Origin of the sequence: Rhodococcus zopfii NBRC 100606 = JCM 9919 (assembly GCF_001895025.1) — a bacterium.
Classification (GTDB): domain Bacteria; phylum Actinomycetota; class Actinomycetes; order Mycobacteriales; family Mycobacteriaceae; genus Rhodococcus; species Rhodococcus zopfii.
On sequence record NZ_BCXI01000050.1, the window covers coordinates 1 to 25,832 of the forward strand.

26 protein-coding genes and 2 pseudogenes are annotated in these 25,832 nt (G+C 66.9%); 15 read left to right on the forward strand and 13 right to left on the reverse strand.

Annotated elements, in window-relative coordinates:
• Positions 1–90 precede the first annotated feature (90 nt).
• Positions 91–522: a MepB family protein gene (locus RZ1_RS25360; RefSeq protein WP_072815374.1), complete on the forward strand. Its 432-nt coding sequence runs from the start codon at positions 91–93 to the stop codon at positions 520–522.
• A 2-nt stretch (positions 523–524) separates the two neighbouring features.
• Here RZ1_RS25360 and RZ1_RS31940 read toward each other — a convergent pair whose 3' ends face one another.
• From RZ1_RS31940 to RZ1_RS25375, 3 genes are all read right to left on the reverse strand, one after another.
• The gene (locus RZ1_RS31940; RefSeq protein WP_443706287.1) at positions 525–1,097 is read right to left on the reverse strand and encodes an IS5 family transposase; all 573 of its coding nucleotides are present in this window, start codon (positions 1,095–1,097) and stop codon (positions 525–527) included.
• Positions 1,027–1,434, reverse strand: a complete 408-nt coding sequence (locus tag RZ1_RS31945; protein ID WP_445009303.1) for an IS5 family transposase — start codon at positions 1,432–1,434, stop codon at positions 1,027–1,029. The genes RZ1_RS31940 and RZ1_RS31945 overlap by 71 nt, the downstream gene beginning before the upstream one ends.
• Before the next feature lie 114 nt (positions 1,435–1,548).
• Positions 1,549–2,067, reverse strand: coding sequence for a helix-turn-helix domain-containing protein (locus RZ1_RS25375; RefSeq protein ID WP_072815378.1), 519 nt, complete (start codon positions 2,065–2,067; stop codon positions 1,549–1,551).
• Positions 2,068–2,200: 133 nt separating this feature from the next.
• Here RZ1_RS25375 and RZ1_RS25380 point away from each other — a divergent pair, with 133 nt between their 5' ends.
• On the forward strand, positions 2,201–2,989 hold the full coding sequence (locus RZ1_RS25380; RefSeq protein ID WP_072815380.1) for an aldolase: 789 nt from the start codon (positions 2,201–2,203) through the stop codon (positions 2,987–2,989).
• 61 nt (positions 2,990–3,050) lie between these two features.
• On the forward strand, positions 3,051–3,932 hold the full coding sequence (locus RZ1_RS25385; RefSeq protein ID WP_072815382.1) for a dihydrodipicolinate synthase family protein: 882 nt from the start codon (positions 3,051–3,053) through the stop codon (positions 3,930–3,932).
• Here RZ1_RS25385 and RZ1_RS31910 read toward each other — a convergent pair.
• Complete coding sequence (locus tag RZ1_RS31910; protein WP_083583911.1) at positions 3,831–4,325, reverse strand: integrase core domain-containing protein; 495 nt, start codon at positions 4,323–4,325, stop codon at positions 3,831–3,833. The genes RZ1_RS25385 and RZ1_RS31910 overlap by 102 nt on opposite strands.
• A gap of 199 nt (positions 4,326–4,524) precedes the next feature.
• On the opposite strand from RZ1_RS31910, the pseudogene RZ1_RS25395 reads away from it, so the two are divergent.
• Positions 4,525–4,815: pseudogene (locus tag RZ1_RS25395) on the forward strand (transposase); the annotation flags it as partial.
• 205 nt (positions 4,816–5,020) lie between these two features.
• Here RZ1_RS25395 and RZ1_RS25400 read toward each other — a convergent pair.
• From RZ1_RS25400 to RZ1_RS25430, 7 genes are all read right to left on the reverse strand, one after another.
• Complete coding sequence (locus RZ1_RS25400; RefSeq protein ID WP_072815383.1) at positions 5,021–6,220, reverse strand: NAD(P)/FAD-dependent oxidoreductase; 1,200 nt, start codon at positions 6,218–6,220, stop codon at positions 5,021–5,023.
• Between the two features lie 59 nt (positions 6,221–6,279).
• On the reverse strand, positions 6,280–6,801 hold the full coding sequence (locus RZ1_RS25405; RefSeq protein WP_072815385.1) for a DinB family protein: 522 nt from the start codon (positions 6,799–6,801) through the stop codon (positions 6,280–6,282).
• Positions 6,802–7,478: 677 nt separating this feature from the next.
• Positions 7,479–8,141: a class I SAM-dependent methyltransferase gene (locus RZ1_RS25410; protein ID WP_072815441.1), complete on the reverse strand. Its 663-nt coding sequence runs from the start codon at positions 8,139–8,141 to the stop codon at positions 7,479–7,481.
• Between the two features lie 441 nt (positions 8,142–8,582).
• A complete protein-coding gene (locus RZ1_RS25415; protein WP_072815387.1) occupies positions 8,583–8,951 on the reverse strand; it encodes a carboxymuconolactone decarboxylase family protein in 369 nt (122 codons plus the stop codon).
• Positions 8,948–9,847 (reverse strand): NAD(P)-dependent oxidoreductase, encoded by a 900-nt coding sequence (locus RZ1_RS25420; RefSeq protein ID WP_072815389.1) that lies wholly within the window; start codon positions 9,845–9,847, stop codon positions 8,948–8,950. The genes RZ1_RS25415 and RZ1_RS25420 overlap by 4 nt, the downstream gene beginning before the upstream one ends.
• Positions 9,844–10,593: an SDR family oxidoreductase gene (locus RZ1_RS25425; protein WP_072815391.1), complete on the reverse strand. Its 750-nt coding sequence runs from the start codon at positions 10,591–10,593 to the stop codon at positions 9,844–9,846. Before RZ1_RS25425 ends, RZ1_RS25420 begins: the two co-directional genes overlap by 4 nt.
• A gap of 15 nt (positions 10,594–10,608) precedes the next feature.
• Positions 10,609–12,093: an aldehyde dehydrogenase gene (locus tag RZ1_RS25430; protein ID WP_072815393.1), complete on the reverse strand. Its 1,485-nt coding sequence runs from the start codon at positions 12,091–12,093 to the stop codon at positions 10,609–10,611.
• A gap of 175 nt (positions 12,094–12,268) precedes the next feature.
• Here RZ1_RS25430 and RZ1_RS29765 point away from each other — a divergent pair.
• Positions 12,269–12,703: pseudogene (locus RZ1_RS29765) on the forward strand (SDR family NAD(P)-dependent oxidoreductase); the annotation flags it as partial.
• 5 nt (positions 12,704–12,708) lie between these two features.
• Here the strand turns inward: RZ1_RS29765 and RZ1_RS25445 are convergent.
• A complete protein-coding gene (locus RZ1_RS25445) occupies positions 12,709–13,302 on the reverse strand; it encodes a TetR/AcrR family transcriptional regulator (protein WP_072815400.1) in 594 nt (197 codons plus the stop codon).
• Between the two features lie 95 nt (positions 13,303–13,397).
• Here RZ1_RS25445 and RZ1_RS25450 point away from each other — a divergent pair, with 95 nt between their 5' ends.
• The 10 genes from RZ1_RS25450 to RZ1_RS25495 all read left to right on the forward strand — a co-directional run bounded on the left by RZ1_RS25450 (position 13,398) and on the right by RZ1_RS25495 (position 23,932).
• The gene (locus tag RZ1_RS25450) at positions 13,398–14,624 is read left to right on the forward strand and encodes a cytochrome P450 (RefSeq protein ID WP_072815402.1); all 1,227 of its coding nucleotides are present in this window, start codon (positions 13,398–13,400) and stop codon (positions 14,622–14,624) included.
• A 67-nt stretch (positions 14,625–14,691) separates the two neighbouring features.
• A complete protein-coding gene (locus tag RZ1_RS25455) occupies positions 14,692–15,252 on the forward strand; it encodes a TetR/AcrR family transcriptional regulator (RefSeq protein WP_072815404.1) in 561 nt (186 codons plus the stop codon).
• A 3-nt stretch (positions 15,253–15,255) separates the two neighbouring features.
• Positions 15,256–16,482: a cytochrome P450 gene (locus RZ1_RS25460; RefSeq protein ID WP_072815406.1), complete on the forward strand. Its 1,227-nt coding sequence runs from the start codon at positions 15,256–15,258 to the stop codon at positions 16,480–16,482.
• Positions 16,475–17,275 (forward strand): SDR family oxidoreductase, encoded by an 801-nt coding sequence (locus RZ1_RS25465; RefSeq protein WP_072815408.1) that lies wholly within the window; start codon positions 16,475–16,477, stop codon positions 17,273–17,275. Before RZ1_RS25460 ends, RZ1_RS25465 begins: the two co-directional genes overlap by 8 nt.
• Positions 17,272–18,633 carry a lanosterol 14-alpha demethylase gene (gene cyp51 / locus RZ1_RS25470; RefSeq protein WP_072815410.1) on the forward strand — a complete coding sequence of 454 codons (1,362 nt, stop codon included), beginning with the start codon at positions 17,272–17,274 and terminating at the stop codon, positions 18,631–18,633. The genes RZ1_RS25465 and cyp51 overlap by 4 nt, the downstream gene beginning before the upstream one ends.
• Positions 18,634–18,641: 8 nt before the next feature.
• Positions 18,642–18,836, forward strand: coding sequence for a ferredoxin (locus RZ1_RS25475; RefSeq protein WP_072815412.1), 195 nt, complete (start codon positions 18,642–18,644; stop codon positions 18,834–18,836).
• Between the two features lie 14 nt (positions 18,837–18,850).
• Positions 18,851–19,402, forward strand: coding sequence for a Cif family virulence factor (locus RZ1_RS25480; protein WP_072815414.1), 552 nt, complete (start codon positions 18,851–18,853; stop codon positions 19,400–19,402).
• 50 nt (positions 19,403–19,452) lie between these two features.
• A complete protein-coding gene (locus tag RZ1_RS25485; RefSeq protein ID WP_072815442.1) occupies positions 19,453–20,688 on the forward strand; it encodes a hypothetical protein in 1,236 nt (411 codons plus the stop codon).
• Positions 20,689–20,713: 25 nt separating this feature from the next.
• Entirely contained in the window at positions 20,714–22,303 is a 1,590-nt protein-coding gene (locus RZ1_RS25490) for an acyl-CoA synthetase (RefSeq protein WP_072815415.1), read from the forward strand.
• A gap of 60 nt (positions 22,304–22,363) precedes the next feature.
• The gene (locus RZ1_RS25495; RefSeq protein ID WP_072815416.1) at positions 22,364–23,932 is read left to right on the forward strand and encodes a GMC oxidoreductase; all 1,569 of its coding nucleotides are present in this window, start codon (positions 22,364–22,366) and stop codon (positions 23,930–23,932) included.
• Positions 23,933–24,211: 279 nt separating this feature from the next.
• Here RZ1_RS25495 and RZ1_RS25500 read toward each other — a convergent pair whose 3' ends face one another.
• Complete coding sequence (locus tag RZ1_RS25500) at positions 24,212–25,678, reverse strand: FAD-dependent oxidoreductase (protein ID WP_072815417.1); 1,467 nt, start codon at positions 25,676–25,678, stop codon at positions 24,212–24,214.
• Positions 25,679–25,832 lie beyond the last annotated feature (154 nt).

Consider the following 25,832-nt stretch of genomic DNA (forward strand, 5'->3'; position numbering starts at 1 on the left):
TGCAATTCTCGATCCTCGTGGCAGCGAGGATCGAAAGGTGCGAGGAAGCGCTCCCTCAGCCCACCTGGATAGGTCAGATAGCTTGGCGGTGTGCAATTCAGTGCGTTTGAGACTTATGCGGCCGAGCTGGGGATGGCTGTTGCGGTGACTCCGGAGATGCAGAACAGCGACTACGAGTCGGGCGTTGCCCAGCTCGGCGACGAGATGTGGCATATCCGGACTGCGCGAATCACCCCGACCAAGCCGGGTGCTTTTGTCGCCTTCTGGCAGCGGGACTCGGGCGGAACGACGATGCCCTTCAGCGATGACGATCCCGCCGCTGGCCTGTGCGTCTTCGTAGAACAACAGGGCCGACGGGGCGTGTTTCGGTTCACCGGCGCGCATCTCGCCGAGCTCGGCATCACCTCAGGGAGGCGTCCGGGTAAGCGCGGGTTTCGGGTGTATCCGAGCTGGTGCACGGGGTTGAACACTCAGGCCACGGCCACGCAACGTGCTCAGGCGTCCGCGTTCCAGGAGTATTGAGATCACGCCGTGCTGGTGAGCCAGTGGAGGGTTGCGGCGAGGCAGAGGCCGGCGTGGTAGTTGCGGGCTGTCTTGTCTGAGCGCATCGCGATGCCTCGCCATTGCTTGAGCTTGTTGAAGCAGCGTTCCACGACGTTACGGCCGCGGTAGCGGGCGCGCTGTGTGTCGCCGAAGTCGATGGGGCGACCCGGCTTCTTGCGGCGGTGCGTGATCTGGTCGTCCCTTTCGGGGATCGTCGCGGCGATCCCACGCTCGCGCAGCCATGCTCGGTTCGCTTTTGATGGGTACCCCTTGTCGGCCATCACCCGATCTGGTCTTGTCCGGGGGCGGCCTTGTCCGGCGGGCACCCGGATCTGCTCGAGCGTGGTCGCCATCATTCTGGTGTCTGCGGCCTGCCCGGGGGTGAGGACGCAAGCGAGGGCGCGACCTTTCCCGTCGCAGACCAGGTGGTTCTTCGTCGTCAGGCCGCCCCGGGAGCGTCCGATCGCGTGATCGGATGGCTCGTCACCAAACTTCTTGTAGTTCGACAGAGCCCCCTGTGCTGCGCGGCAGGGTCGCGCCGTGCTGGTGTACACGGACAATCGTGGAGTCGATCGAAGCGATCCAGTTCAGGTCGCCGGACCGTTGCGCGAGGGACTGCACCCGCTCCAAAACCCGAGCCCACACGCCCTGCTTGGACCAGCGGTTGAAGTTCCTGTAGATCGTGCTCCAGTTCCCGAACCTCTCCGGCATGTCCCGCCAGGGCGCACCGGTCCGGAACCGCCATACCGTCGCCTCAACTTCCGTGCGCCGATCCACCGGCGGTCGACCCGTCGACTTCACCGTCGGGAACAACGGCCCGATCACTGCCCACACTTCATCCGAGATCACATCACGCGACACGACATCCAGAATCTCTTGCGTGGCACTCAAACAGGTTTAGCAACAAGCCCTAGCTAGAACCCGCCCCGGAATACCTGCTCAGACTTCAACCGGAGCCGACAGCCTGGATGCCGCGGTTTTCGACAAGCGAGTGTGCGCGTGCGCTCAGGTTTCGTTGAATGCGACGACGAGGACCTGGGAATCGTCGCCTGCGGTGCTTCGGATCTTGTGTCCCATCGAGGCATCGAAGTAGGCGCAATCCCCGGTGTCCAACGACACGAGGTTTCCGGCATGGTCCAGTTCGATTGATCCCGAGATCACAAACACCAGCTCCTGACCTTCGTGTGCGGGATGAGGATCGGCAGCAAACTCGGTGCCCGGCCGGACGAGGAACGGCGACATTCTCTTGCCAAGCATCGCCGGCGCGATGGCCTGATAGCGCTCCGTGGCCGCTCGGGAGCCGGCGCGATCAACGGTCATTCGCGTGCCCGAGGCGTCGTCCGCGAAGAGCTGCCCCACATCGACACCCAGCGCCTTGGCAACCTTCATCGCCGCGGCGATGGATGGGTTGCTCTGTCCGCGTTCGATTTTCGACAGGTAGCTCTTTGTCAATCCGGTGTCGACAGCAAGCATCTCCAGTGTCAGGCCCCGCTCCTTGCGGAGCGTGCGCACCAGCTGAGTCACAGTTGCACTCCTCACGTTCATTCGGTCTGCAAGGAGTCTACGAGGCCTCGCGCGTATGAATCCCGCTTGATAGGACACTGTGTGTCCTATAGTGTACGTAGTGTCATTTGATCGATGCATAGGAGTCAGCGCGATGACCGAGACCTTCACAGCGACCAAAGCGGAGTTGATGCACCGGGCACAGGACCTGATGCGCACGCACATGGCGGATACTTCTTCCTGGACGACACGCCAAAAAATCGCGCTCACGTGCCGAGCGCTGTACGACGGTGGCCACGACTCGGGCCTGGCCGGTCAGATCACCGCCCGCGCCGAGCAGCCCGGCACGTACTACACACAGCAACTCGGCCTCGGATTCGATGAGATCACCGAGGAGAACCTCCTGCTGGTGGACGAGGACCTCCAGGTGCTCGAGGGCTCCGGAATGGCAAACCCAGCGAATCGATTCCATAGCTGGATCTACCGCGCGCGACCGGATGTGCAGTGCATCGTGCACACTCACCCGTTCCACGTCGCAGCGCTGTCCATGCTCGAGGTCCCACTGGTCGTGTCCCAGATGGACATCGCTCCCCTCTACGACGACTGCGCCTTTCTCCCCGACTGGCCGGGTGTTCCCGTTGGCAACGAGGAAGGCGAGATCATCAGCGCCGCCATCGGCGACAAGAAGGCCATCCTGCTCGCTCACCACGGGCATGTCGTGGCCGGCGCTTCCGTCGAGGAGGCCTGTTCCCTCGCAGTTCTGATCGAACGTGCCGCAAAGCTGCAACTGACCGCGATGGCAGCAGGAACGATCGCCGAGCTTCCCGAGCGACTCGCGCGGGAGGCTCATGACTGGACTCTGACGCCCAGGCGCAGTCAAGCCAACTTCGCCTACTACGCCCGCCGCGCGCTCGCTCGGCATCCCGACGCGATCAACAACTGACCCCAAAATTTGGTAAACCCGGCCGTGAGCTGGGTAGTGAGCGCAGAGGAAGACCATCACGATGAATACTTTCGAAGGCATCATCGCCTACCCGATCACCCCGTTCACCTCACGGGACAATGAATCCATCGACACCGTCGCGCTTGCGGCCCTCGTTGATCGACTGATTACCGACGGTGTCCATGCCATCGCTCCGCTAGGCAGCACTGGGGAGAGCGCTTATCTCACGGAGAAGGAGTTTGACACTGTCCTCGACACCACCGTTTCCGCGGTGGGTGGACGTGTACCGGTGGTGGCCGGTGTCTCCGACCTGACCACCGCCAACACTGTGCGTCGGGCGCGCCGCGCACAGGAGGTTGGCGCGGAAGCCGTCATGGTGCTCCCAGTCTCCTACTGGAAGCTCACCGACCGCGAGATTGCGTCGCACTACGCGACGGTGGCTGCCGCCATTGACATCCCGGTCATGGCCTACAACAACCCCGCTACCAGTGGGATCGACATGAAGCCAGAACTGCTGGTGTCGATGTTCGAGAGCATCGACAATCTCACCATGGTCAAGGAATCGACTGGTGACTTGTCCCGGATGCTGCGGATCACCGAACTCAGCGATGGACGTCTGCCCTTCTTCAACGGTAGAAACCCCCTCGTCCTCGACGCCTTGAAGGCCGGCGCGGCAGGATGGTGCACCGCAGCGGCCTGCCTGCGCCCGCAGTCGTGCCTCGACCTCTACTCAGCTGTTCGTGCAGGTGAGCTGGATCGAGCGCAGGACCTGTACGACGACCTGCAGGAGCTGCTCAACTTCATCGTGGCCGGTGGTCTTCCCGCCACGGTGAAGGCCGGCCTATCCATTCTCGGAACCGAAGTAGGAGATCCCCGCACGCCCCTGCTTCGACTCGATCCTGAGAGACACGAAGTACTCACCAGACTGCTGACGGCATCCTGATCGCATGCCTGGCGTGGCGCCGGAGTGCCACGCCAGGCATGAACCGTCTCGGCGCTCCCATATCGGTGACGGCTCCGGTTGTGGAGTCGACAGGTGAGCGTAGTACGCCGCCTCGAATTCATCCGGCGGGACGTATCCGAGACGACTGTGCAGGCGACTGCGATTGAACCAGTCGACCCACTCCATCGTGGCGTACTCGACGTCCTCGATGGACTTGCAGGGACCCGGATGGAACGGGTTTCCCTTGGCGATCACTTCGGTCTTGAACAACCCGATCGTGCTCTCGGCCAGAGCGTTGTCGTACGCGTCTCCGACGCCGCCGCTCGACGCGGCAATACCCTCCAGCACAAGGGTTTCCGCGAAAGGAGATGGAAGTGTACCGACTGCCGGCATCGCTAGGGTGGATCAACCCTGAGCCGACCGGGTGGCCCGTGTGGTCACGTCGCCACAGTGCGATCTTCACGGCGGTGGTGACCATCGCGGTGTCCTTGACACGGCGCGGTGCCCGTGAACGCACGCAGCCCCGCGGGCTGGTGAATCGTGTGGGGTCGTCGCCGATTTCGGCGAGGACGCGAGCGGCCAGGATTGGACCCTGCCGCAGGCGTGGCTGCTCGCCGAATGGCCCGACGGTGCAGCGCAGCCCACCGACTTCTGGCTCGCCACCCTGCCCGAGGACACATCCCTGTCGGAGTTGGTGCGTCTGGCCAAGATCCGCTGGCGCATCGAGCGCGACTACCGGGAGCTGGAAACCGGTCTCGGACTCGACCACTTCGAGGGTCGTTCCTGGCTCGGCTGGCATCGCCACGCAACCCTGGTTACCGCCGCGCATCTGTTTCTCACCACCGTGCGACCGACCGACCCAAAAGTGACCGGGCAGGCCTGACCCTTTACGCCGTCGTGTGCAAACTCCAACGTGCACTGGCTAATTGGATCGGGACCTGCCCGACGTGTCACCACAGGTTCCCGACCTGACAAAGTCCTACTAGGCCGTGTTCACAAACGCGCGCCCCGAAGCCGAGGATTGACCCCACGGCAGCAAGAGGCCCCTTCGCCGACACGGATCTGAATGGCTCGCCCACCGGTAGCGTTCAGGCCAGGCCCTTGAGCATGAGGTTCCAGTACATGAAGGGCAGTCCGTGCTTCTTCAGGTACCAATACGGACGATGCGGCTTTGCGGGATCGAGTATCGGAAAGGTCGGTTTCATCTGCATCGAATAGTCGAACTCGGCAAGCAGCATCGCGGTCGACGACGTGACGATCGGGCACGACGAATAGCCGTCGTATGCGGCCGGCAGGGGTCGGCCGCGCAGGAAGGCATCGAGGTTGGCGGCCACGACCGGTGCCTGTTTCCGTACGGCGGCACCGGTCTTGGAATTCGGTGTGGATCCGGCATCGCCGAGTGCGAACACGTTGGGATACCGCACGTGCTGCAGCGTGTGGGCGTCGATGTCGACGTATCCGTTGTCGTCCCCCGTCGACAACGGTCCGGCCTTGATCCAGTCCGGCGCCGACTGGTGCGGAGCGACATGCAGGACGTCGTAGGGCAGGGTCGTGCCGGTACCGCCCTCGGCGACGCTCGCCACCGTCACCTTGCGGCCCGAGGCATCGACGGAGGAGACCTCGGCGGAGGTGTGCAGGTGGATGCCGTAGTCAGCGACGACCGCGTCGAGACTGTCGGCGATCTCCGGGATGCCGAAGGTTCGCGGAGTCGGCAGGACCAGGTGCACCTCGATGTCGGACAGTACGCCTTCCCTCCGCCAGTGGTCGCACGCCAGATAGGCGATCTTCTGGGGTGCGCCGCCGCACTTGATCGGACCGGACGGCATCGTGAACACCGCAGTTCCGGATCGGGTGTTTCGGATGAACTCCCACGTTCGGGGGGCAAGGTCGAACCTGTAGTTCGACGACACGCCGTCCTTGCCGAGCGCGTCCTCGAGTCCTTCGGTGCGATCCCAGTCGAGTTGGAGTCCGGGACTCACTACCAGTACGTCGTACTCGTAGGTTGCTCCGTCGGTGCAGGTGACGATGTTGCTGTCGGGATCAATCGCCGCGGCGGCGTTCTTGATCCAGGTCGCGCCCTTGGGCATGACGGAGGCTTCGGGACGGGCGGAGGTTGCCGCAGTCGCCTGACCGCCACCCACGAGCGTCCACAGCGCCTGGTAATAGTGGGTGTCGGAAGGCTCGACGATGGCGACGTCGGAGTGGCCTTTGCGGAGCAATCGGGCCGCGACCGTGATGCCGGCCGTTCCGCCGCCCAGGATCAGGACTTGATGTTTCGCGGTTGTCATTACGGTTCTCCTCGTGTTTGTGCAGCTCGAGCTGCTTGTTCCCCGTACGGCGTGCCGGCTCAGCCGAGGACCCGTTGGTCCTCAGGCCATTCCATGTATTCGGGCGGTTCTATGCCCTGTTGTCGCATGAGTAGATCGATCTGGCCCAGGTGGAAGCTGTGGTGGCCGAGGACGGTCCACAGGAATCCGATCACGGTGTATCGCCGGCCGGCGAAGACGATTTCCTTTGTCACGTCGGCCTCGGTCGGTGCCTCGAGTTGTGAACGTCGCTCCGCGTAGCTCCTGCGGTACGTTTCCAGCAGTGGTGCACCGTCCGGGATCCCTTCGAGCACCGCGGCGTTGCTGGGGAACGGGATCACCCCACCGGGGGAGACTTCACGAACCTGCTCGAACCAGTGCGCCTCTGCGAGAAGCAGGTGTCGCACCAGGGCCCCGATGGCGATCTTGTCGACCCGCGTTCCGAGGAACAGGGCCGGCGTGTCGACGGGGACCGCGGCGTAGCCTGCGCGATCGACGAGTTCTGCGATCGTCTGGTCGACCACTTGGTCGAACAACGCCAAGAAGCGATTCGGTTCGGACATGGAATCCCCTTAGTTCCGATGCGTCATGACCGCGGTCTTTGATCCTCTCTACACGGGTCAATATACCCCATGGGGTATTAGGCGCCGCTAGTGTCGGCGTGGAATGCCCGCGTGCAACGAGGTGCCGGCGCAGAGGTCGGTGGGGCAGAGCCTGCCGGTACGGGCATGGGCCGGCCACGAGCGCGGTCGATCCGGGACGTTGCCACTCGCGCAGCGCAAATCTGCGGCGCGGCCCTCGGGGTTGTTGCCGATGCGCCGGGCAATCCCGTTTCGGGATCCAGTCCTCGCCGGGCGGCCGCGTCACGTGACACGGAAGCGACCCACCGACCTCGATGGGGCCCTGGTGGCCGCACCGCGGCCTCCGCCGGTCTTGGCCGGTCTTGGCGGACGCCTGGTCGCCGCCCTCCCGGACGGCGAGTGTGCCGTTGCTATCGAGGAATTCGCAGCCTCGCGGGACCGCATTGTGCGGTCGGTGCCATGATCACCACCTGGCACCGTCGCGACCGGGCTCTCTGCGGTCCCGTCTGCGACCTCGGTCCGAATACGCTACCGCTGCCGGCCGACGGCCGCGTCCTCCCTGAGGCCCGAATTCTCTTCTACAACAATCTATCTTGCATCCCATCGACGAGGAGTTCGCGTTGTTGCCGGACCGGCTGGGGCGCGTTCCCGTCCCGGGACTACTCGCCGGGCAGGGCCCCGACGGTGCCGCCGGTGCGTTCGAGGACGCGCAGCGAGCCGGTCACCGAGACCTCGGTGAACTCGCCGCTGTCGAGTGCACGGCAGTAGATCTCGTACGGCGGCCGGCCGCCGTCGGCGGGGTCGGGGAACACGTCGTGGATGATCAGGGCGCCGCCGACGCGCACCCACCGCGCCCAGCCCTCGTAGTCGGCCTGCGCGGCCGCGCTGCTGTGACCACCGTCGATGAACACGAATGACGCCGGCGTGCGCCAGAATCCGGCGACCTGAGCGGAAGCGCCGAGCACCGCGATCACGTGCGCTTCGAGGTCGGCGTCGGCGAGAGTACGGCGGAGACGCCCTGCGGTGTCGAGCCGGCCGCTGTGCGGATCGACGAGCGTCTCGTCGTGGTACTCCCAACCGGGCTGGTGTTCTTCCGACCCGTGGTGGTGGTCGACGGTGACGATCGTGCCGCCGGTCGCCTTCGCGGCCGCGCCGAGGTAGACGGTCGAGCGCCCGCAATACGTGCCGATCTCGACGCCGACCCCGTCTCCGAGATACCGCACCGCCGCGTCGTGCAGCGCCGTCCCCTCGTCCTCCGGCATGAAACCCGGTGTCGCCTCGGCGAGTTCGACCATCTCGCGGGGCAGGGTGGTGCGAGTCATCGGCGCGGTCTCCGTTCGCTGGATTGCGGTTCGGTGGCCCACACTACCGACGTCGACGACGTCGCGGAACCGCCGTCCCACGGACGGGATCCCGCGTGGGTGGGCGTCGACGTGGTATCGGGCACGGTCCGGCCCGCACCCCGGTGCGCGTGACGGAAGCGACGACGCACGAGCCCGCCACCGGGTCTACGACCGAGCGCTGGGCGGGAAGGCCCAACTCCCGGTGAGGATCTCCCGCCGTGGGCGGTGGCGGCGTACGAGATAGTCCCAGCCCTCGGTGGCCGGGATTGTCGTCGGTTCCACCGAACCGGACCGACTCGTACCCGCCGATCGGCAGCCCCGGATCCACCCCGATGCCGGTGGCCTCCTGGGGTCGGGAGCTCGCCCCGTGCCGTCGCCGCCCCGCGGGGTGGTCCGGGCACAGAGCATCAGCGCGTCGGGTCACGAGCGTGCCGCGGCCTTGCGCTGGTGCAGCACCTTGCCGACGGTGGTGTCGAGCTTGGTACCGAGCGGCCAGCCCACGTAGTGGCACAGGAACAGCGCGATCTCCCGCAGCTGCTCCTCGTCGAGCTCCTCGTTGTGCAGGGCAGCCCCGATCTGGATCTCGGCGACGTCGGTAAGGCCCTGCGCGGTCAGCGCGCCGAGCAGCAGCAGCCGTCGATCGCGGATGCTCAAGCCTGGCCTGGTCCAGATCTCCCCGAACAGGTGATCGGCGGTGACCTCGAAGTGACTGCCCGGTCCGTCCTGCATCTCCCAGCCGTAGACCTTCGACATCATGTCGAGGCCACGCTGCCGTCGTTCGTCGGTCACGCGTTCTCCTTCATCGAATACTGTTGTGCCAGTTCACCGGGACCGACACCGAGTCCGGTGCCGAGGTCGGCGAGAGCCTGGGTGCCGAGCGGAAGTTCGACACCGAGCCGGTCGCCCAGCTCGAGCGCCAGCGTCAGGTCTTTCTCGCCGAGCGATCGCGCGTGCGCGAGTATCGGGAACCACGGATCGTCCGGGGCCAGCGCAGCGGTGGTGTCGCGCAACATGATCGCACCGGCGCCGCCGGTGATCGCGTCGGTGTGCCGCACCACCTTGCCGAGCGCGGTGATGTCGAGCCCGGCCGCCTCGGCGAGCCGCTGCGCCTCCGCGGCGGCGTTGAACGAGATGAAGTGCAACAGGTTGCGCGCCAGCTTCATCCGGGTTCCGGATCCCACCGGCCCGGCGTGGATGACGAGGCCGGCCCACGTGGTGAACGGTTCACGGACCTTCGCGAACGCCGCCTCGTCCGCCCCGACCATCACGGCGAGGGTGCCTTTCCGGGCACCCGCCGCCCCGCCCGAGACCGGGGCGTCGACGAGGTCCACGCCGCGTTCGGCGCAGACCGCCGCGAGGTCGACGGCGGTGGCGTCGGAGATCGTCGAGTGGACGGCGATGACGGTGCCGGGCCGCGCGGTGGTCAACAGGCCCCCGGGTCCAGTGACGACGTCGCGGACCTGGGCGTCGTCGAGCACCGTCACGGAGATGACGTCGCAGCCGGCGGCAAGTTCGGCGGCGTTCGCGGCTGCGGCGGCGCCGGCCGCGGTGAACGGCTCGACGGCTTCGGGGCGGGTGTCGAGCACGGTCAGGCCGCCGGGCCACTCGAGCAGTCGCTCGGCCATCGGCGCACCCATGTTGCCGAGCCCGATGTAGCCGACGGACACGTCGGAGGGCGCGGTCACGACCGGATCACCTGGCCGCCGTCGACGTTGAAGATCTGGCCGGTGACCCAGCCGGCCTCGTCGGACAGCAGGAACAGGCACATGCCCACCAGGTCCTCGGGTGTGCCCATCCGTTTGAGCGGGAGCTTTCCGACCATGTCCGCCACCATGTTGCCCGGGGTGACGGTCCGGGTGGCCTCGGTGTCGATGGGACCCGGGGCGATCGCGTTGATGCGGATGTTGTTGCCGCCGAGTTCCACCGCGAGCTGCTGGGTCAGACCGTTGACCCCGACCTTCGCCAGTCCGTAGAACCCCGAGTAGAGCCACGCGGCGGTCGACGACTGGTTGACGATCGAGCCGCCCTTCTTCCGCATGTGCGGCCACACGGCGCGGGTGACGTTGAGTGCGCCGTCGAGATTCACGCTCATGAACTTCTTGTAGTAGTCCCACGGCACGGTGAGCAGCAGGTCCAGTTTCATGCCGCCGTAGATCGCGGCATTGTTGACCAGATGGTCGATGCCGCCGAATATTTCGACGGTCTCGGCGGCAAGCTCGGTGGCGGAGTCGGGGTCGGCGACGTCGACGGGAATGAAGACGGCGCTGCCGCCGTCGGCGACGATCTGCTTGGCGACCTGTCGGCCGGCGTCGGCGTTGAGGTCGGCGACCACCACGTTCGCGCCTTCGGCGGCGAGCGCGCGGGCGTAGGCCTCGCCGATACCCTGCGCACCGCCGGTGACGATGGCGGTGCGATCGGTGAAACGTCCCATGTCCGTAAACCTTTCTTAGGGTGCCGCGGGCTCCGCGACGAGCTTGGTCTCCAGGTATTCCTCGAAGCCGGCCACACCCATTTCGCGACCGATTCCGGACTGCTTGTAGCCCCCGAAGGGAGCGTCGGCGGCGTACCAGATGCCGCCGTTGACACCGAGGGTGCCGGTGCGGATCCCGGCGACGACGTGGGCGACCCGATCGGGGTCGGTGCCCCACACCGAGCCGGACAGGCCGTAGGGGGAGTCGTTGGCGATGTGCACCGCGTCGTCGTCGCCGTCGTGCGGCAGGATCACCAGGACGGGACCGAAGATCTCCTCCTGCGCGACGCGGGCGCTGTTGTCCAGGCCCGCGATCAGGGTGGGCTCGACGAAGAAGCCCTTGTCGTGCTCGGCAGGGCGGCCGCCGCCGACGACGATCGTGCCGCCCTCCTCGACCGCAAGTCTCAGATAGCCCTCCACGCGGTCGCGTTGGCGAGCGGAAATCAACGGCCCGCAGATGGTTCCGGGTTCGTTCGGATTGCCCGGGCGGATGCCACGCAGGACCTTGGCGGTGATGTCGACGGCTTCGTCGTAGCGTTCGCGGGGAACGAGGAGCCGGGTGGTGATCGCGCAGCCCTGCCCGGCGTGCGTGCACACCGTGAACGCGGCGATCGAGCAGGCGGCCTTCAGGTCGGCGTCGTCGAGGACCACGAACGCGGACTTGCCACCGAGCTCGAGGAATACCTTCTTGAGGGAGTCGGATGCCGCGCGCATCACGGACTTGCCGGTCGCGGTCGACCCGGTGAAGGAGACGAGGTCGATGCGCGGGTCGGTGGTGAGCTGCGCGCCGACCGAATGGTCGCTCGACGTCACGATGTTCACCACGCCCGGCGGGATGTCGGTCTCCTCGGCGATGATCCTGCCGACGAGCGCTGCGCACCACGGGGTGTCGGGGGCGGGCTTGAGGACGACGGTGTTGCCGGCGGCGAGCGCGGGACCGATCTTGGCGAAGTTGATCTGGTGCGGGAAGTTCCAGGGGGTGATCGCGCCGACGACGCCGACCGCTTCCTTGAGCAAGTATCGGTGCGTGGGGACGCCCATGGGGGACGCGTTGCCGAGATCCTGTTGCCATTCGTACTTCTCGGCGAGGTCGGCGAACCAAAGGAGGTCGTCGACGGGGCCTTCGAGGTGTGCGGCGGAGGTGAGGAATCGGGGTGCGCCGACCTCGGTGATGGTGATTTCGCGCAGCTCCTCGATGTGCCCGCGGAGCGCGTCGCGCAGCCGGCGCAGGCAGCGGGCGCGGAAGGCGTGGTCGCGGGACCAGTCGGTGGTGTCGAAGGCCTGCCGGGCGGCGGCGATCGCCGCGTCCATGTCGGCTGCGGTGCCGTCGGCGGCGTAGCCGAGGATGTCCTCGGTGGCGGGGTCGAGGATCTCGAAGGTGCCCCCGGATCCGGGGACGAGCTTGCCGTCGACCAGCAGCGAAGAGCTGTCGTTCGGGCTGTCTGTCGGGCGCAGGGCCATGGTGTGGTGCTCCCCGTTCTTGCGGTTCGGTGCAGACGTCGAGCGTGTGACGGTCCTCATAATCTGGACACTTGTCTGGACTATAGTTCGGACAGATGCGCGGTGCAATATCGCGCCGGACCGAAGGGGCGACATGACGGGTGGGGTGGCGATCGTGACCGGAGCGAACCGGGGCATCGACGCCCACCTGACCGGCACGTTCCGGACCTGCCGTATGGTCGCGCCGCGCCTGGTGGCGCGCGGAGGCGGTGCGATCGTCAACACGAGTTTGTTCGCGTTTCTCGGCGACTACAGCGGTACCGGCCATCCGGCGGGCAGGGCGCGGTAAACAGTCTCACCCTCGCGATCGCCGCAGAGCTGCGTGAACATCGGGTCCGGGCCAATGCGGTGTGCCCGGGTGCGCGGACGCGGCTGTCGACGGGCGAGGAGTACGAGCGGCAGATCGAGCAGCTCCACCGGCGAGATCCTCGCCGGTTCGGGATGTTTCGTCGGGCGGCTCCCGCGTCCGCAGCCGAGCCTGCTGGCGTGGCGCGACCACAACGCCGAGCCGCCGTGGACGATCGGGGAGATCGCGGAGATCGCGCGGTTCGTCGGCGGCGCAGCCGGGTAGGGAGGTCAGTCGTGTGAGGGCGACGGCGCGATCGCCGAGAGTGCGCCGTCCACTACCGTCTCGAAGATGTGGTCGAGGTCCATGTCGTCGCCGAGGAATCCGGTTCCCTCGATCATGGCGAATCCATGCACTGCGGCGAACAGGGCGACCGCGGTGTCGAGCGAATCCTCCTCGGGGACACCGTACGAGACGAGCACTGCGCGCAGGGCGGTATTCGCGTCGAGTGCGGCCGCCATCAGGGCGGCGCGGTCGATCGGGGCGGTGGTCAGCGCCCGATAGTGGCGGTGGTTCTCCACCGTCCACGACCGGTAGGCCGCGATGAGCTTGCGTAGTCCGTCGATTCCGCTGCGGCCCATGGCTTCTTCCCGCAGCCGGTCGCCGAGAGCGGCCATCGTCCGGATCTGGACCTCCGACCGGACGTCGTCGAGTCCGCGCACGTGGTTGTACAGCGACGCACCGGTGACACCCACCCGGGTCGCGAGCGTGCTCATCGTCAACTGCTCCCACCCGTGCTCGTCGACGACGGCGAGCGCGGCGTCGATCACCTTGTCTCGGGTGAGCGTCCTGCGTCGGACGGGGCGCTCGTTGTCACGTGCCATAAATCCATCCTACGGCCCTTCCATTCCAAACAAAGGGGAGTAGTTTACAACCGAGAGCCATTCGTTTCTCGAATCCACGAGACCCGAGGTAACCCATGACGGCGTACCGGACCGATCTCGAGAACCCGGATGTGTATGCGAAGGAGATGCCGCACGAGGCGTTCGACGACATCCGGCAGCGATGTCCCGTGCACTGGCAGCCCGAGGCGGACGGTCCCGGCTATTGGGCGCTGACCCGGCACGCCGATGTCATGGCGGTCTCCCGCGACAGTGCCACCTTCTCGTCGGCCCTCGGAACCACGCAGATCGACGAGTTCGACGAGGAGGCCCGGCTCAAGCAGGCCGCCATGCTCATCAACCTCGACGAGCCCGAACACACCCGGCTGCGCCGGCTCGTGAGCCGCGGTTTCACACCCCGGGCCGTCAAGCAACTCGAAGGACACATTCGCGACATCTGCGAACGAACCGTCGACGAGCTGATCGAGGCCGGGCGCGACGGCGCGGTCGTCGACTTCGTGCCGATCGTCGCGGCGCCGCTGCCGCTGGAGGTGATCGCTGCGCTGCTCGGCGCACCCGCGGAGGACGTGGGCCGACTCTACGACTGGTCCAACCGGATGATCGGCTGGGACGACCCCGAGTACGGCAGCACGCAGGAGGACGGCGAACTGGCCGCGGCCGAGATCTTCGTGTATGCCAACGAGATTGCCGCCCGGCGCCGGATCGAGCCGTGCGACGACATCGTGTCCGCGCTCGTGTGCCCGGACGAGAACGGAGACACGCTCACCGAGATGGAATTCTGTATGTTCTTCGTGCTGCTCGTCATCGCGGGGAACGAGACGACGCGGAACGCGATCACCGGTGGAATGCAGGCGTTCATGGATCACCCCGAGCAGTGGCGGCGGCTGCAGCGCGAGCCCGAACTCGTTCCGAATGCCGTCGAGGAGATCCTGCGCTGGGTGAGCCCGGTGATCGGTTTTCGACGCACCCCCATCTGTCCCGCGGTGATCGGGGAGCAGTCGGTGGAGCGCGGTGACAAGGTCGTCCTGTACTACCCGGCCGCGAACCGGGACGGGGACGTCTTCGAGGAGCCGCACCGCTTCGACGTCGGGCGCGAGCACAATCCGCACGTCGCGTTCGGGGGCACGGGCGTGCACTTCTGCCTCGGTGCGCACCTGGCCAGGCTGGAGCTGGAGACGATGTTCGAGGCGCTCTCCCGGCGCCTCGACCGTGTCGAACCGGCCGGACAGGCACGACGCTTGCGTTCGAACTTCGTCAACGGTGTCAAGGCGATGCCGGTCCGTATCCACCCGCGGCAGGACTGATTTCGTGCGGATGGGGCATTGCCGCGGTGCGATAACCGTAGTAATGTCCAGACACGTGTCCAGAAATGTGAATCTCGAATCCACCCGCCGGCGCCTCACCGAGAAGCAGGCGGACACCGTGGATCGCCTCACCCGCGCTGCGGTCGAGGTTCTTCGGGAGGAGGGATTCGCGGGTCTGACCGTGCGTACCGTCGCTTCGAGGGCGGGGGTCGCACCCGCCACCGCCTACACCTACTTCTCGTCCAAGGAACATCTCGTCGCCGAGGTCTTCTGGCGTCGGCTCGCAGCGACGCCCGAACCCGCCGACATCGTCGGCAGCACCGCGGACCGGGTGTCCGCCGTGCTGCGCAACATCGCGATGCTCATGGACGACGAACCCGAACTCGCCGGTGCCGTGACCAGCGCCCTGCTCGGTCGCGATCCGGACGTCGAACACCTGCGGGGCCGCATCGGCCTCGACATCCGCGAACGCCTGTCCGTGGCACTGGGTGCGGGTGGCGACCCGGATGTCCTCGAAGCCCTCGAACTGCTGTACGCGGGAGCGCTCGTCCGCGCCGGAATGGGATACGGCACCTACGCGAAGCTCGCCGATCGATTGGAAACCTCCGCCAGACTTCTATTGGAGTAGCCCATGTCTCAGGCCTCGCTCGACACCTCGCTGTTCGGGCCGTTGCTGTTCGATCCCTACGACTACGACTTCCACGAAGACCCGTACCCGACCTACCGTCGGCTGCGCGAGGAGGCGCCGCTCTATCGCAACGACGAACTCGGCTTCTGGGCGCTGTCGCGGCATGCGGACGTCATCACCGGATTCCGCGACAACACGAGACTGTCGAGCGCCAACGGTGTTTCGCTCGATCCGTCCGCCTACGGCCCGCACGCGCACAAGGTGATGTCGTTTCTCGCGATGGACGACCCCCGGCACCTGCGGATGCGTCAGCTCGTCTCCAAGGGCTTCACGCCCCGGCGCGTCTCCGACATGCAGGAGCGAATCCTCGAGCTCACCCTGGGACATCTCGAACCCGCCCTGGAAACAGGCGAATTCGACTGGATCTCGGAGGTCGCCGGCAAGCTGCCGATGGATGTGATCTCCGAGCTCATGGGCGTGCCCCAGCAGGACCGCGCCGAGATCCGCCGCATGGCCGACCTCGTCGTGCACCGCGAGGAAGGCGTACCCGACGTCCCGGTCGCCGCGATGGAAGCCTCGCTCAACCTCGTCGGCTACTACGCCGACATGCTCACCGAACGCCGCGCCCGCCGCACCGAGGACCTCACCTCGGCGCTGCTCGACGCGGAGATGGACGGCGACCGGCTCACCGACGACGAGATCATCGGATTCATGTTCCTGATGGTGGTCGCCGGCAACGAGACCACCACCAAACTCCTCGGCAACGCGCTCTACTGGGGCGCGGCCGGCAAGGACGAAGCGGCGAAGGTCCTGCGCGATCCGGAACGCGCACCCGAATGGACCGAGGAAACGCTGCGCTACGACACCTCGAGTCAGATCGTTGCGCGCACCGCCGCCACGGACATCGACCTGCACGGCCGTACCATTCCCGAAGGCGGCAAGGTGCTGCTGCTCATCGGCTCGGCGAATCGTGACTCCGAGGTCTTCGAGGATGCCGACGAATACCGGATCGGCCGCGACAGCACCAATAAGCTCGCGAGTTTCGGTGGGGGAGTGCACTTCTGCCTCGGCGCTCATCTGGCCCGTCTCGAAGCGAACACCGCGCTCGAACAGTTCGCCCGTCGTGTCGCCGACTACGACGTCGATTTCGACCGCTGCGAACGAGTCCACTCCACCAACGTCCGGGGCTTCGCCGCACTGCCCCTGAAAGTGACCCGCCGTCATGCCTAGATTCGAACCCCACCCGGCGCGCCGGCCCGCGATCGTCAGCGGAGCTTCCTCCGGAATCGGCACCGCCACCGCGTACGCCCTGGCAGAGCTCGGGCACCCCGTCGCGCTCGGTGCCCGCCGCGTCGACGAGTGCGAGGCCATCGCCGAGAAGATCCGTGCCGAAGGCGGACAGGCGATCGCCCACTTCCTCGACGTGTCCTCCACCGAGTCGGTCGATGCCTTCGTCACCGCGGCCGAGGCCGCGCACGGCCCCACCGAGATCGTGATCTCCGGTGCCGGCGACATGGACTTCGCGCTCGTGCACGAAATGGACCCGGACCGTTTCGAGTTCCAGGTCGACGTTCACCTCGGCGGCACCCAGCGGCTCGCGCACCGCGTCGTGCCCGGAATGATCGAACGCACCCGCGGCGACTTCGTGGTCATCGGCTCCGACTGTGCCGTCGAGGCACGGCCCCGTGCCGGCGCGTACATCGGCGCCAAGACCGGCCTCGAGGCCCTGGTGCGCCAGATGCGAATGGAACTCGAGGGCACCGGAGTCCGCGCCTCCACGGTTCGTCCGGGCCCCACCCAGACCGCGGCGGGCATGGACCAGCCGGAAGAGGTTGTCGGGCCGCTGCTCGAGGATTGGATCCACTGGGGCCTGGCGCGCCATCCCTACCTTCTGAGGGCCTCCGACATCGCCGCGGCCGCGGTGTCGGTGGTGTCGGCGCCCCGCGGCGCCCACATCGTGCTCGTCGAGGTCCAGCCCGAAGCGCCGCTGCGCAAGAACGACGATCGGACGGACCAGGCATGACCACCATCGCAACGGCTCCGCTCCGCGTCTCCGGAGGCGAACACGAACACGGCCACCTCGAGGAACTGCGCACCGATCCCATCGCGCTGATGAAGCGGGTCCGCGAGGAGTGCGGGGACGTCGGTGTCTTCCAGCTCGCCGACAAGAAGGTCGTGCTGCTCTCGGGAGCCGAGGCCAACGAGTTCTTCTTCCGCGCCGCGGACGAGGAGCTCGACCAGCAGGCCGCCTACCCGTTCATGAAGCCCGTCTTCGGTGAGGGTGTCGTCTTCGACGCCAGCCCGGAGCGGCGCAAGGAGATGCTGCACAACACGGCGCTGCGCGGCGAGCAGATGAAGGGTCACGCCGCGACCATCGACCGTGAAGTCCAGAACATGATCGCCGGCTGGGGCGACGAGGGCGAGATCGACCTGCTCGAGTTCTTCGCCGAGCTGACCATCTACACGTCGTCGTCCTGCCTGATCGGCAAGAAGTTCCGGGACGAACTCGACGACCGCTTCGCACATCTCTACCACGACCTCGAGAAGGGCACGGACGCACTGGCATTCGTCGACCCCTACGCGCCGATCGAGAGCTTCCGGCGCCGCGACGAGGCCCGCGAGGGCCTGGTCGCCCTCGTTCAGGAGATCATGAACGGCCGCATCGCGAATCCGCCGCAGGGCAAGGAGGACCGCGACCTTCTCGACGTGCTCGTCTCGATCAAGAACGAGGACGGCACCGAACGGTTCAGCGCGGACGAGGTGACCGGCATCTTCATCTCGATGATGTTCGCCGGGCACCACACCACCTCCGGCACGGCCGCGTGGGCGCTGATCGAGTTGCTGCGCAACCCGGACTACCTGGACAAGGTCACCACCGAACTCGACGCCCTCTACGCCGACGGTGCCGACGTGAGTTTTCATGCGCTGCGCCGGATCCCGGTCCTGGAAGCGGTGCTTAAGGAGACGCTGCGGCTGCATCCGCCGCTGATCCTGCTGCTGCGCGTCGCCCGCGGCGACTACGAGGTCGGCGGATACCGCATCGCCGACGGCGACCTGGTGGGCGCGACCCCGGCGATCTCCAACCGGATCCCCGAGGACTTCCCGAACCCCGATTCCTTCGACCCGGGTCGCTACATCGACCCGAACCAGGAGGACATCGTCAACCGCTGGACATGGATTCCGTTCGGCGCCGGCCGCCACCGCTGCGTCGGTGCCGCGTTCGCGTTGATGCAGCTCAAGGCGATCTTCTCGATCTTACTGCGCGACTTCGAATTCGAGATGGCACAGCCCGCCGACTCGTACCACAACGACCATTCCAAGATGGTGGTGCAGCTCGCGCAACCGTGCGCGGTGCGGTACCGCCGTCGCGCCCGGAAATGAGGAATCCCGTGAGGATCGAAGCGGATCTCGACCTCTGCCAGGGACACGCGATGTGCTCGATGGAAGCACCCGACGTCTTCACGGTCGCGAAACACGGGACGGTGGAGATCCTTATGGACACCGTCCCGGAACGGCTGCGCGCCGACGTCGAAGCAGCCGTCGAGTACTGCCCCACCCGAGCACTGAGCATCGTCGAAGACTGACCACAGGAGACACCATGGCCCCGTTCGATCGTGCCGAGCTGGACGAGATGATCCAGCGCTGGATCGATGCAAACAAGCGCGCCGAGGCCGACGGCGACTGGAAGCCCTTGGCGGACATGTACACCGAGGACGCCACCTACGGCTGGAATTACGGTCCGAAGGAAGAGTTCATGGCCGTCGGCCGTGAGGAGATCCGTGAGCTGGCCCTCGGCCAGGAGATGGACGGCCTCGAAGGCTGGGAGTATCCCTACCAGCAGTTCGTGGTCGACGAACGCACCGGCGACGTGATCGGCCTCTGGAAACAGGTCGCCGACGCCACCCGCGACGACGGCTCGCACTACACCGTCCAGGGCATCGGCGGCAGCTGGTTCCGCTACGGCGGCGACTTCCAGTGGTCGTGGCAGCGGGACTTCTTCGACTTCGGGAACGTCTCGCACCTGTTCCTCGAAATGATCACCGCCGGCGCGCTGTCCGACGGCATGAACAAGCGTATCGAGCGGTCGATGTCCGGTGAGAAGCTGCCCGGCTGGTATCCGGTCGGGAAGTCTCCGGTCCCGCTGTGGTGAGCGCCGCGGACGGACTCGCGCAATCAGGTACCGGCGACCGGGCCGCCCACATGTCGTTCGCGGCTCTCTCGCGCCGCGACCTGGCGGTGCTCGTGCCGGAACTGCTGCTGTGCGGCCAGCTCATCGACCGCTCCGGGATGGCGCACCTGATCTCGGCGTTCGGCCGCGATGGCATGGCCGAGGTCGCGATCGAGGAGTGGCAGGCGTCGAGCCCCTGGTACACCAAGCGCATGCAGCGTGCCCTGGGCTACGAGGGCGACGACGTCGTGACGATCTTCAAGGGCCTGCAGCTCGATATCGGTGCGCCGCCCCAGTTCATGGACTTCCGGTACCGGGTGGACGATCGGAACCACGGCGAATTCTGGCTTGACCACTGCGGCGCCCTCATGGACGTCGAGCCGCTCGGGGACGACTACGTGACGTCGATGTGCCACGACATCGAGGACCCGACATTCGACGCGACCGCCCTCGCCACCAATCCGCACGCACAGGTGCGTCCGATCCACCGTCCGCCGCGCCGACCCGCGGATCGGAACCCGCACTGCGCGTGGACCGTCGTCATCGACCCGTCGCACGTGCCGCCGCAGATGGAACCGCACACCGAGGCGATCGGGCGAGCCGTCGCGGTCACCGTCGAACTGAGCCCCATCGATCCCGGCGACGAGGGCAACGCCGACTATTCGGGGCCGCTGCTCTCGGACGTGCGGTTCGGCGACTTCTCTCACTCCGCGCTCGTGCGGATCGCGGAGGAGGTGTGCCTGCAGCAGCACTTGCTCACGCTCGGGTTCCTGCTCGGCGTGCGGAAACGGGCCGACGAGGAGTCGGCCCTGATCATCACCCGTAAGCAACTCACCGGCATCGCGGGCCTGACCGCCGAACGCATCCGGGCCGCGCTCGGTCTTCCCGCCGATCTCGAGGGCCTGGCGACGGTGCTGTCGGTGCACCCGATGTTCGCGCCGCAGCAGTACGTCGACCGCGACATCCGGTTCGACGGGCAGAGACTCGAGCTGTGTATCCGCCGCGGTGGGGGAGCGCACACGGACGGTGCCTGGCCGACACTGGTCGACGGCGAGCATCTCGGGGCACTGAATGCCCTTGTCCGCGGCGTGGATCCGCACTTCTCCGTGCGGGTCGTCGCCGAGGACGCAGTTGCGCTGATCGTCGAGGTGATCGTGGAGTCGGCGCCCGCGAAGGAATGCGGCGAGGTCGCTATCACCAGGTTCAGCTCGGGCGCGAGTTTCGTCTTTGCAGATCGAGGAATCCCTTTGCCGCTCACTGTGGTCTGAGCGCACGACCCGAAAGGATCTCTGCGTGGCCCACAACTTTGCGGACCTGCTCGAACACGCCGTCGACGCGGTGCCGGATCGTGTGGCGCTGATCGTCGGCGACCGTCAGGTCACGTTCCGGGAACTGGACGCTCGTGCGAACCGGCTCGCCCACCATTTCGCTGCCGCCGGATTCGGCGAGGGCAGTCACATCGGTATCCACCTGCACAATTCGGTCGAGGCCGTCGAAACCGTCTTCGCGGCGTTCAAGATCCGGGCGGTGCCGATCACCGTCAACTACCGCTACACGTCGGACGAACTCGCATACCTGTACGGCAACGCCGACCTCGACGCACTCGTGTTCCACCGGACGTACGGGCAGATCGTCGAGGACGTATGGCCGTCGGTGCCGAACCTGCGACACCGTCTCGTCGTCGACGACCGGCACGCGGACCCGTCGTCGTACGAGGAGGCACTCGCGGCGAGTTCACCCGAACGCGGCTTCGGTGCGCGCTCCGGCGACGACCGGTACATCATCTACACCGGCGGAACCACCGGCCGCCCCAAGGGCGTGGTGTGGCGGCAGGAGGACATCTGGCGGGTCCTGGCCGGCGGATCCGACTTCTACAGCGGCGAACCCGTCCCGGACGAATACCACCAGTCCCGGCTCGCAGCGGCCGCTGCCGAACCGAGCCGGTGGTTGCTGCTGCCGCCGCTCATCCACACCTCCGCGTTGATGACCACGTGCAACGCGCTGTTCTCGGGCAACACGGTGCTACTCGATCATCATTTCGACGCGCACCGCACATGGGAGATCGTGCAGCGGCACCGGCCGCAGGTCATGGTCATCACCGGGGACGCGATGGGCCGGCCGCTCGTCGACGCGCTCACCGGGGGCGGCTACGACCCGACCGGGCTCGGTGTGGTCGCGTCCGGTGCCGCACTGTTCTCGCAGTCGGTCAAGGACGCGATGTTCGACGCGGTTCCCGGTGTGCTCATCTCCGATTCGGTCGGATCGTCGGAAACCGGTTTCAGCGGCATCGGCATCGCGACCAAAGGTCTTGTGCAGGAGAGCGGACCGCGGATCGGTGCGGGACGGGGCTCCTGCGTCGTCGACGACGACGGCCGGCCCGTCACCCGTGGCGAGGGCTGGCTCGCGAAGAAGGGTCATGTGCCGGTCGGGTACTACAACGATCCGGTTCGATCCGCTGAGGTCTTCAGGGTGATCGACGGTGAACGGCTCGTCGTCACCGGCGACCGTGCCCGCGCCGAGGAGGACGGCACGATCACGCTGCTCGGCCGCGGGAACATGGTCGTCAACACCGGTGGCGAGAAGGTGTTCGCCGAGGAGGTCGAGGCGGTCCTCAAGGCGCATCCCGCGGTGTACGACGCGATCGTCATCGGTGTGCCCGACGAGCGGTGGGGACAACGGGTGGCCGCGGTGATCCGTCCCCGCGAGGCTGGCGTACTCGACATCGGCGACGTCGAACGGCACGCTCGCCGCACACTCGCCGGCTACAAGATTCCCCGTTCGATCTGGGTGTCCGACACCGTCGAGCGCACCCCGAGCGGCAAACCCGACTATCGCTGGGCGCACGACTACGCGTCGAGAACCGAGGCACACCACACCATCTGACGCACCGGTCCGCGGCGGAGCACCGACGCGGACCGGTCCCTCTCGCGAGGAGACATCCACGTGGATACTGCGCTGTCGCGCCGGACCCTGCTGGGCGGTGCCGCGGCCGCCGCACTCGCCCTGACCGTCGCCCGCACACCGCGGGCTCGAGCCGACGTCACCGAGGAACGTCACCGCGCCGTGGTGATCGGCAGCGGCTTCGGTGGCGCGATCACCGCCGCGCACCTCGGCCGCGCGGGTGTGCAGACGCTCGTGCTCGAACGCGGGCTGCGCTGGCCCACCGGGCCGAATTCGCAGACGTTCCCGCACATGCTGGCCCCGGACCATCGCGCATCATGGCTGTCGCCGCTGCCGGTGATGACCGGTGCCCCACCGATTCCGTCGCTGCCGTACACCGGTCTGATGGAACGGGTGAAGGGCAACGGTATCGACATCCTGTGCGGTGCCGGCGTCGGCGGCAGTTCTCTGCTCTATCACGGTATGACGTTGCAGCCGAACGAAGAACAATTCGCGCGGTCGGTGTCCGGCCGGATCGACTACGACCTGCTCGATCGCGAGTACTTTCCGCGGGTAGCGCGGACATTGCATCTGGCCACCATTCCCGACGACCTTCTGCATCACGAGAAGTATCGGTCCTCGCGTCAGTTCCTCGAGCGCGCCACCGCCGAGGGCCTGGACGCATTCCGGGTGCCGATGCCCATCGACTGGGACTTCGCGCGCCGGGAACTGGCCGGGGAGTTGTCCCCGTCGTACACCAACGGCGATCTCATCTACGGGGTCAACAACGGCGGCAAGTTCTCCGTCGACGTCACCTGGCTCGCCGAGGCCGAGGCCACCGGCAACGTCCACGTCGCAACCCTGCACCGCGTCAACGACATCGAACGCGACGCCGGCGGACGGTGGGTTGCGCACACCGACCGGCTCGCGACCGACGGCACCGTCGTCGAACGCAAGCGGATCGTCGCGGACGCGCTGTTCCTCGGCGCCGGATCACCCGGGACGACACGGCTGCTCGTCAAGTCGAAGGCGAAGGGATTGGTGCCGGATCTACCGGACGGTGTCGGTGCCGGCTGGGGCAACAACGGGGACCGGGTCTTCTCGGTGACCACGCCGCTGCTCAGCCCCGGTGCGTTCCAGGGTGGTCCGGCCTGCGTCGGGTTCCGGGACTTCGACAACCCGGCGGGTGCGCTGACGATCGTGACCGGCCCGGTGCCGTTCCCGGTCGATCTGGGAACCACCTCGGTGATCGGGTTCGGCACAGTCAAGGGGCTCGGCCGCTGGCACTACGACGCGACGCGCGACGATGCGGTGCTCACCTGGGACCAGGCCTACGATCGTGACCTGACCCGCGCGATCGCGGCGCGCATCCGTCAGATCGCAGGCCCCGCCGCGGTGCTGTTGGATGTCAATTCGCTGGACGTCAACACCTTCCATCCGCTCGGCGGTGCCACCTTCGATGCGGTGTGCGACGACGCGGGCCGGGTGCACGGGCAACGCGGGCTCTACGTCGTGGACGGGGCGAAGATTCCCGGCTCGACCGGCGCGTGCAACCCGTCGATGACGATCGCCGCGCTCGCCGAGTTCGGCGCCGACGACATCGTCCGCCGCGACCTCGGCACTCTCTTCTGATCGGCGGCGGGTGCCTGTTGCCGCTCAGCGGACCCTGATGAGTGACCGATGACGGCCCGTGCGGGACTCCGTACGGGGCCGTCGACCGGCATGTACGCCATCGTGAACGAACGCTTACCGGTAGGAGTCCGTCCGATCGGGATGTCGATCATCTCTGTGTCCGTTCCCCGCGTTGGTTGCCGGGTGTCTCACGACCATCCTGGCAACCAACGTGCAGAGCGGGCGGATTCCGAATCGGGAAGCATCCACCGGTGATGGGTGCCGGGGAGTGCGGGTGCGTCAGCCCTTGGCGGCGGAGATGCCGGCGCGGCGACCGAAGAAGCTGCCGTCGCCGAGGGAAGTTCCGCTCGCGTACCCCCCGGCACACACTCCGGACGTGCAGCGACCGGCCGCGAACAGGCCGGGGATCGGCTGGCCGGAGACGTGCAGCACCTCCGAGTCGACGGTGGTGCGCAGGCCGCCGAGAGTGAACCCGGCCGTGAAGTTGCGCAGGTCCAGCGCCGCGATCGGGGTGCCGATGGGCTTGACCCACTCGCTCTTCTTCCCGAGGACCGGGTCCTCGCCGTTCTCGGCATGCCGGTTGTAGACCTCGACGGTGGCCTGCAGGGTCCCGGCGGGCAGGCCCATCTCCGATTCGAGTTCCTCGACCGACTCGGCCACCCATTTCGGCTGGAACCGGAAGAACGGGGTGGAACTGCGTGCAGCGGAACCCTCTTCGTAGGCGGCCTCGTCGATGACGAGGAAGGCCTGGTTGTCGTTCTTGAGCAGGGTGAGCTGACCGATCCGGCCCGGGTAGGTGTCCTCCGGGACGTACCGCTGGCCACGTGCGTTCACGAGGATTCCGCGCGCCATGAGCTGCGGATCGCCGAAGAACGCGACCTCGGTGGCATCCATGTGCGCGAGGTCGGCGCCGAGGGCCTGCGCCATGCGGATGGCGCGACCGTCGTGTTCCTCGATGGCGGCACCGGGACGGCCGATCAGGTTCGGCGCGTAGGCCTCGATCATCTCCTTGTTGTACGCGAAGCTGCCGGTCGCAAGGACGACGCCGCGGCGCGCTCGCACGTGCAGGTCCTTGCCGTACCGCTTCGCGGCGATACCGACGACGCGCCCGCTGTCGTCGACGATCAGGCGCTGCACGCGCACGTCGTATTCTGCCTTGACGCCGAGCTTTTCGGCGGTCTCGGCGAGCGGCTTCATGATCATGTAGCCGCCGCCCTGCTCGCCGGTGCGCTTGTTGCTCATCTGCGGCACGTGCCCACGGGGCGCCGGGGTGGCGATCTCGTTGAACGGCGCGGCGTTCTCCCCACCGGAATACATGAGGCCGTCGTCGCCGGGGATCTCCCAGCCCGGTTCGCCCCAGAAACTCTCCTTGAACACGACGCCGTTCTCGACCAGCCAGTTGTAGTGGTCGACGCTGCCCTCGCAGTATTCGGTGAGCTTCGCGTCGTCGGTGCCGGGACCGAGCGCAGCCGCCATGAACGTCTTCATGTTCTCGGGGGTGTCCTCGAAGCCGAGTGCCTTCTGCAGCGGGGTGCCGCCGCCGAGATACAGGATGCCGCCCGACAGTGAGGCCGCTCCGCCCCAGCCGCCGGTACGTTCGAGGACCAGGACGTCGGCTCCGGCACGGGCAGCCTCGATGGACGCGGAGACCCCGGCGATGCCGTTGCCGGCGATGACGACGTCGGCTTCGAGGTCCCAGGCAGGGATCTCCTCGGCGCGCAAGGGGTGCAGGGGAGTTGAGGTCATTCGATGTTCGGCGCGGATGTTTCCTCGTTCACGAGGGAGAAAGCGCCGTCCTCCTTCCGAGTGTGTCGTGGTGTCGGGCAAACCTTGTCGGTGGGTCGGTCAGCCAATGCCGCGCATGCGAACCGAGTTGGGGCGCTACAATTACCGGCTGCCG